General features: G+C 69.6%; 8 protein-coding genes. 5 read left to right on the top strand and 3 right to left on the bottom strand.

The window, feature by feature from the left end; all coding sequences use genetic code 11:
- Positions 1 to 181: 181 nt before the first annotated feature.
- The 4 genes from FL311_RS39400 (at position 182) to FL311_RS39385 (ending at position 3,857) form a co-directional block, all read left to right on the top strand.
- Positions 182 to 601: an STAS/SEC14 domain-containing protein gene (locus FL311_RS39400; RefSeq protein ID WP_141332792.1), complete on the top strand. Its 420-nt coding sequence runs from the start codon at positions 182 to 184 to the stop codon at positions 599 to 601.
- Positions 602 to 755: 154 nt separating this feature from the next.
- Positions 756 to 1,178 carry an STAS/SEC14 domain-containing protein gene (locus FL311_RS39395; RefSeq protein WP_141332791.1) on the top strand — a complete coding sequence of 141 codons (423 nt, stop codon included), beginning with the start codon at positions 756 to 758 and terminating at the stop codon, positions 1,176 to 1,178.
- Positions 1,179 to 1,182: 4 nt separating this feature from the next.
- Positions 1,183 to 2,475 (top strand): cytochrome P450, encoded by a 1,293-nt coding sequence (locus FL311_RS39390; RefSeq protein WP_141332790.1) that lies wholly within the window; start codon positions 1,183 to 1,185, stop codon positions 2,473 to 2,475.
- A gap of 317 nt (positions 2,476 to 2,792) precedes the next feature.
- Positions 2,793 to 3,857, top strand: coding sequence for a fatty acid desaturase family protein (locus FL311_RS39385; RefSeq protein ID WP_141332789.1), 1,065 nt, complete (start codon positions 2,793 to 2,795; stop codon positions 3,855 to 3,857).
- Positions 3,858 to 3,885: 28 nt separating this feature from the next.
- Here FL311_RS39385 and FL311_RS39380 read toward each other — a convergent pair whose 3' ends face one another.
- Positions 3,886 to 4,737 (bottom strand): DUF4846 domain-containing protein, encoded by an 852-nt coding sequence (locus FL311_RS39380; RefSeq protein ID WP_228557386.1) that lies wholly within the window; start codon positions 4,735 to 4,737, stop codon positions 3,886 to 3,888.
- Between the two features lie 294 nt (positions 4,738 to 5,031).
- On the opposite strand from FL311_RS39380, the gene FL311_RS39375 reads away from it, so the two are divergent.
- Positions 5,032 to 5,631 (top strand): CDP-alcohol phosphatidyltransferase family protein, encoded by a 600-nt coding sequence (locus FL311_RS39375; protein ID WP_141332793.1) that lies wholly within the window; start codon positions 5,032 to 5,034, stop codon positions 5,629 to 5,631.
- Here the strand turns inward: FL311_RS39375 and FL311_RS46020 are convergent, their stop codons facing one another.
- Both FL311_RS46020 and FL311_RS39365 read right to left on the bottom strand, forming a co-directional pair.
- Positions 5,632 to 5,760: a hypothetical protein gene (locus FL311_RS46020; RefSeq protein WP_255510403.1), complete on the bottom strand. Its 129-nt coding sequence runs from the start codon at positions 5,758 to 5,760 to the stop codon at positions 5,632 to 5,634. It lies immediately after the preceding gene.
- Positions 5,761 to 5,922: 162 nt separating this feature from the next.
- Positions 5,923 to 6,684 carry a hypothetical protein gene (locus FL311_RS39365; protein ID WP_153882723.1) on the bottom strand — a complete coding sequence of 254 codons (762 nt, stop codon included), beginning with the start codon at positions 6,682 to 6,684 and terminating at the stop codon, positions 5,923 to 5,925.
- Positions 6,685 to 6,975: the final 291 nt, after the last annotated feature.

The following is a 6,975-nucleotide window of genomic DNA, read 5'->3' as shown; positions in this document are numbered from 1 at the left end:
GTCAACACCCCCGCACCGCCCCCGTTCTCACCCGAACACCCCGGCACCACGTAATTCGTGTGCATGTGGATAAAAACGTCTCCCTGGAACTTCGGGCACACAACTCGGGACGTCTGTTTGCCTTCTGCCCGGGAGCGGGCGTTATTCTTCGGACAGACAGGACCTCTGGGTGGGGGAGCACATGGCGGAGAAGCCTCGGGAGTGGAAGTTCGGCGCGCACCGCGTTCGCATCGAATCGGCCGACATGGCGGTGGCGACCTTCGAAGGCCCCATCACCCTGGACGACGTGAAGCGCACCTCCGAGGTCTACGCGGAGCTGTTCACGATTCTGGGCCCCTACTACATCGTCGCGGAAATCGGCCGCTCCCAAATCGAGGCCGCCGGGCGCCGCTACCTCTCCGAGAACAACAAGAGCGAGTGGTTCAAGGGCTGCGTCTACGTGGGCGCCGACATCGTCCAGAAGACCTTCGGCAAGGCCATCTCGCTCGCCATGCTCTACACAGGCAAGACCAGCTTCGACACCACCTTCGTCGACACCCTCGCGGACGCGCGCACCTGGGTCGACCAGCACCGCGCCCGACAGCAGCGCAAGGCGGGCTGAGACGCGAGGCCCGGCTGTGTGCCGGGCGACACCCCCGCTGTCCCATTCCAGACCCAGGGTCGTCCTCAAGTCGCGGTTTGAAGGGTAAGACTGGATTCTCGCTCCCGTGGGCCACGGGCGGTATGCTTGTGTGGCCAGCCCAGAGGGAGTGCCCATGCAGCAACAGGAATGGAAGTTCGGTGCGCACCAGATTCGCCACGAGCAGCAGGACGTGCTGGTGGCGGTGTTCAGCGGCATGCTGAACCTGGAGGACATGAAGCGGGCCGTTGAAATCTACAGCCAGGTCGCCAAGGCCGGCCCCTACTTCATGATTGCGGACATCGGCAACTCGCAGCTCCAGGCGGAGGCGCGCCGCTACCTGTCCGACAACAGCAAGCCGGAGTGGTTCAAGGGCTGCGTCTACGTGGGCGCGGACATGGTCCAGCAGACCTTCGGCAAGGTCATCTCCCTGGGCATGTTCCTGACCGGCAAGACCGAGTTCAAGACGGAGTTCGTCAAGACGATGGCCGAGGCCCACGCCTCAATCAACCCATGTCCGAGCGGTGAGCTGGGGGGCCCGCGCTCGAACTGCGAGTGACACCATGCCCGTGACGGTTCAGAAGCAGGAAGAGACCGGAGTCCCGGCCCACGCCCCGACAGGGCGCTGCCCCCACCTGGGCGCCCAGTACAACCCCTTCGCGGGGCCGCACGTGGACAACCCCCACCCGTTCTTCGAGCGGCTGCGCAAGGAGGAGCCCGTCAGCTTCAACCCCATGCTCGGCATGTGGTTGGTCAGCCGCCACGACGACATCCTCCAGGTCCTCAAGGAGACGACGCGCTTCTCCAACCGGGACATGCTGGTGAGCGGCACCCAGCTCACGGAGGAGGCCAGGGGCATCCTGTCGCAGGGCTTCCCCATCGCCCACGTGCTCTTGGGCATGGACCCGCCGGACCACACGCGCCTCAGGCGCCTGATGAACCGGGGCTTCACCGCGCAGCGCATCGCCGGGATGGAGCCCTTCATCGAGAAGATGGCGCGCGAGCTGATTGGCCGCTTCGCCAAGGACGGGCACGCGGACCTGGTGGAGCAGCTGGCCTATCCGCTGCCGGCCCACGTCATCCTCGGCGTCATGGGCGTGCCCCAGCAGGACGTGTGGAAGATAAAGAAGTGGAGCGCGGACTGGCAGTCGCTCACCTTCGAGCACGTGCCCGCGGAGAAGCAGGCGGAGATGGCGCGGGGGGTGCTGGAGTTCCAGCGCTACTGCGTCAACCTCATCGAGGAGCGGCGCAAGGCGCCCCGTGAGGACCTGACCAGCTACCTGGTGGAGGTGGAGGCGGACGGCGAGGCGCTGAGCGTGCATGAGCTGGTGATGGCCATCGGCGCGTCCTTCCTGTCCGCCGGCCACGAGTCCACCACGGCGCTGATGGCCAACACCTGGAAGCTGGCGCTCGAGCACGGCCTGTGGGGACGTCTCCGGGAGGACCCGGAGCTCATCCCCAAGTTCATCGAGGAGGGCAGCCGCTTCGACTCCGTCCAGCACGCCATGATTCGCACCGCCCTGGAGGACGTGGAGGTGGGCGGCATCCAACTGCCCAAGGGCTCCCGGCTGCTGCTGCTGTACGCGGCCGGCAGCCGCGACGAGTCGCTCTGCCCGCACGCGAACAAGCTGGACGTGGACCGCGAGAAGCCGCCCCAGCACCTCACCTACGGCCGCGGCATCCACTTCTGCCTGGGCGCGCCGCTGGCCCGCCTCCAGACCCAAATCACCACCCGCCTCCTCGTGGAGGCCGTCGCCCACCCGCGCCTGGTGCCCAACCAGGACTACGGCACGTGGCAGAGCATCGTCCTGCGCCAGATGCGGCACCTCAAGGTGGAGTGGGACGCCACGCCTTGAGCCCGCTCACGCCTCGCGCGTGACAGCTCCCATGTCGTTGCCCGGGGCCCTGTGGACCTTCATCGGTCTCCAGGGCCCCGCGCATGTCTGGCGTCTGACTTCAGTGACCGAATCCCTCCCACCAGAGTCCAATCACACCCGCCTGGGGCTTCAAAAGGCAGTCATTGTTGACCCCCAAGGGGTTTTCGCGGACTGCTTCTGGCTGTTTGAAAAGGGCGTGCGTACGTTACAGAGAGAAATTTCTTGCCATACTGGCCGTTCTTGCGAGAAAGAGTCCTGGAATACCCCGCTTGCTCGTGAAACGAAGGAGCCCCCTCATGTACGCCGAAGTCGTTGACGAGGCGGATGTCCAAATCGCGCGGCGCGTCGACCGCCAGGCGCTGTCCAAGCTGACCCGGGAGATGTCGCGGGTGAGCAATGCTCGGGCGGTGTGGGCGCTTGCCTCCCAGTGGCTCGTCATCGCGGCGGCGTTCGCCGGGGTGGTGTGGGTGGACCGGTGGTGGGCGTGGCCCATCGCGGCGCTCATCATCGCCACGCGGCAGCACGCGATGCTGGCGCTGATGCACGAGGCGGCGCACTACCACTTCCTGTCCAACCGGAAGGTGGGCGACGTGGTGGCGGACTTCCTGTGCGCCTTCCCGCTGAACATGACGACGGCGGGCTACCGGCACCAGCACATGGAGCACCACCGGTACGTCAACACGCCGCAGGACCCGTACTGGGCCTCCATGCAGGACGACGCGTCCTGGCACTTCCCGCGCACGCCGCTGCGCGCCGCGGCGGTGTTCGTGGGCGACGCGCTGGGCCTGTACGCGCCCAACCACCTGAAGGTCGTGCTGCCCTGGACGTACTGGGGGCGGCTGTTGGGTGGCGCCAGGCCCCGCATCAGCGCCGCCGAGCACGTGCGCTACTGGACGTACGTGGCGCTGCTGGTCACCACGCTGGTGACGACGGGCGCGTGGCTGCACTGGCTGCTCTTGTGGGTGCTGCCCACGACGACGGTGATGATGGCGTTCTTCCGGATGCGCGCCCTGGGTGAGCACCCGCTGGACATCGAGCCCAAGGGCGACGAGACGCGCGAGACGCGCGACGTGAAGGGCACGCTGCTGGAGAACTTCTTCGTGGCGCCGCTCAACTGCAACTACCACCTGACGCACCACGCGTTCCCGTCCGTGCCCTTCTACAACCTGCCGGTGATGCACGCCGCGCTGGACCAGGCGGGGCTGCTCGAGGACGGGGTGAACCGCTTCGACACGTACCTGGGCAAGCACAACAGCCTGGTGCAGTACCTGACGCGCAAGCCGGGCTCCGGGGTGGAGCAGGACCTGCCCGCCGCGCCGCCGCCGCAGACCTCGGGCGTCCGGCTGCCGCTGCACTCGTAGCGCCCGGGCGCGCGCTCGCGGCCTCCCTTCAGGGGAAGCGGCGCAGCGACGTCCAGGGGAAGGGCTTCCAGAAGGGCGTGGCCACCGCGTCGGACTCCAGCGGGAACCAGGGCCCGGTGTCCCCTCCCCCTGACAGGATGTGGAAGTCCTGGGCGGGCATGAACCCCTGGCCCAGCAGCGCCACGCGGCGGCCCCCCGCGTCGGCCGCCACGTCCAGCACCAGCACCGCGTGTCCCGGGCTGCCACCCAGCACGAAGAAGTCCCCGGGACGCACGTCGTCCTTCGTGGGCCGGCCCCTGGCGCCCTCCAGCGACAGCGTGCCCGCGTACATGAAGACCAGGTCCAGGTAGGCGCGGAACGCGCCGCGCGAGCTGTCCGCCGCCGCGCTCTTCACCCACGTCACCTTGGAGCCGGAGATTCGCGCCCGCTCGCCGGAGGCGTACTTCGTCCACGAGGCCAGGTGGCCGCTGGTGAAGCGGTAGGCGATGCGCTCCTGCTGGTTCGCGGACCACAGCCACTCGGCGTGCAGCCGGATGACGGAGTCGGCGCACTGCTGGAGGTTGGCCGTGCCGATGTCCAGCTCCGCCACCGCGGCCAGCCTCGCGTCGTCCGCGGGCAACACCTGTCCCCCCTTGAAGTGCAGCACGGGCGTCCCCGGCGCGCGCAGGGGCAGGCCGCGCAGCCACGCGGCGAACGTGCCCGCCTCCACGCCCACCCGCGTGTAGCCCTCCGGTGGGGGCACGGCGAGGTCCAGCGGACGGATGCGCGCGTCCTTCGACAGCCACGTGTAGCGGGCGAGCTCCTCGCGCGTGGGGGCCCGGGGCTCCGCGTCGGACACAGGGGCCTGGGCGACGGTCCTCGTGAGCACTTCGCCTCGCACGTCCAGGGACGGGGCGGCGCCGACGAGGCCCGGGCCCAGGAGCGCGGCGACCAGGAGCCAGGAGCGGCGAGGGAGGACGGGCGGGTGTTCGGGGGCAATCACGAGCGTGGGACTCCAGGAGGCTTCGGGGCTCTTGCTGGGAGGATTGTCGCCGGCTGGAAGTTCCCTCGCAGCCCTCGAATGCGGGGCGGTGAGGTCGCCTGCCCTCTGTCCGGGTGACGACCGGTGGAACGACGACAGCCCGTCCTCCACGGCAGGTGCGTGACCACGGGCGAGCACTACCTTTGCGAGAAGATGCGCCGCCAGGCGAGCCTCGTGCTGCTCAACATCCTGTCGCTGTCCCGGCTGCCCATGGCGGCGGCCTTCATCCTCGTGCCCGACGCGAGGGTGCGGGCGACGCTCGTCGTGCTGGCGGCGCTGTCGGACTTCCTGGACGGGTGGATTGCGCGCAACAAGGGGCTGGCCACGCGGCTGGGCGCGCTCATCGACCCGGTGGCCGACCGCGCCTTCATGGTGACGGCCATCCTCGTGTGCTACCTGGACGGGCTGGTGTCCCTGCCGGAGGTGCTGCTGCTGCTCGTGCGCGACATCGGCACCGCGGTGGGCTTCGTCGTCGCGCGAGGGGTGCCCGCCCTGCGGCGCGTGGAGCTCAAGGCGCGGATGCTCGGCAAGGTGGTCACCTCGCTGCAGCTGCTCGCGCTGTTGTGCGTGCTGCTGTTCCCCCCGGCGGTGCGCCCGCTGGTGGCGCTCATCGCCCTGCTGTCGCTGGCGTCGGTGGTGGACTACACGCGCGCGGTGCTGCGAGCCCGGATGAAGCCTCGTGAGGCCGCGCGGCCTCCCGCGGGCGACGGGCATGGGACGCGGGGGACGCCCATGCCCACGGCTCGCAAGTAATCAGCCCGGGGGCGGCGGGGCGGAGTCCTCCGACTCCGAGAGCCCCAGGATTTGGGCGCGCTCGGAAGCCGCCGCGGCGCGCTCACCCTCGCTCATCTCCGACCAGACGTCGTCCAGGTCGTCCAGCAAGGCATCTTCCTCGGGCGAGCCACCTTCCGGATGTCGCGCTCGCACATTCGAGACTTTGCGCAGCAGTGCGCGGTATCGGTCAAAGGCCGTCATGACGGGAACCTCCCTTCGTGCGACGACGAGGCTGGGAGCGGACGGCTGACGCGAGCGGACCTCGCGCCCTCAGTCCTGGGGGTCCTCCTTCCGCACCACCGAGATTTCGATCGTCTCGTGTCGGCCCACCATGTCCACCACGGCGTAGACGCGGTCTCCCGGGTCCAGGTCCCGCACGCCGATGCTCCGGCCCTCCCGCAGCACGCGCGTCCGGGGGCCCACCTCCAGCGTCAGCGCCTCACCGGAGTCCTGTCCGATGACGACCTCCGGCGGCGCCACCGAGCGCACCACGCCCGAGTATGTGGCCTTCACCACCGCGGTCCCCACCGGCGCCGGCACGGTCGTTCCCGCGGGCGGGACATCGCGCGCCGTCCCCGTGCCGTCCTCCGGGCGTGGCTCGGTGCCCGAGCCGCCCGTGCCTTGTGCCTGGGCGCCCGTGCCTTGTGCCTGGGCGCCCGTGCCCTGTGCCTGGGCGCCCGTGCCCTGTGCCTGGGTGCCCGTGTCTTGTGCCTGAGCGTTCGTGCCTTGTGCCTGGGCGCCCGTGCCTTGTGCCTGGGCGCCCGTGCCGCGGCGCGCTCCCGCGTCCACCTGGGCCCGCAGCCTGGAGACCTCCTGGCGCAGCTCGCGCACCTCCGCGCGCAGCCCCGAGATGCTGTTCCACAGCTCGGACACCTCGCCCGCCGAGGGCGCAGCCTGACGCCGCGGCTCCGCCACCGCCGAGGTCGTCTTCGGGGCCTCGTTCGACTGCGCGTTCGCCGTGCAACCCCCGCCGCACAACAGGACGCAGAAGCCCGCGACCGTCACCGCCATCCCAGCCGCTCTACGACGCATGGTCACGGCCTCCCTTCGTCCTTGGAAGATGGGGCCTGCCCACCCATGGACAACCAGCGACAGGGCAGGCCGGCGCCCGGGGAGCAAGCCACCAGGAAGGCGCTCCTTCAGCTCCAGGCACGGCAACACACCTGCCAGCCGCCGCGAATCGGGCGATAGTGGGGTACCACCCCGGTTCCCGGAGCACGGCCATCACGACGAAATCCCCCGAGGAGACGCCCACCCAACCCGGGTTTCGTGTTCCGAACTGGCCCCCGCCCGCCAACGCCCTGAGCGCACCCGCTCCAGAGC

It is taken from the genome of Myxococcus sp. AB025B, assembly GCF_006518215.1.
GTDB classification, from domain to species: domain Bacteria; phylum Myxococcota; class Myxococcia; order Myxococcales; family Myxococcaceae; genus Myxococcus; species Myxococcus fulvus.
This window is presented reverse-complemented; position numbering and strand designations above follow the sequence as displayed.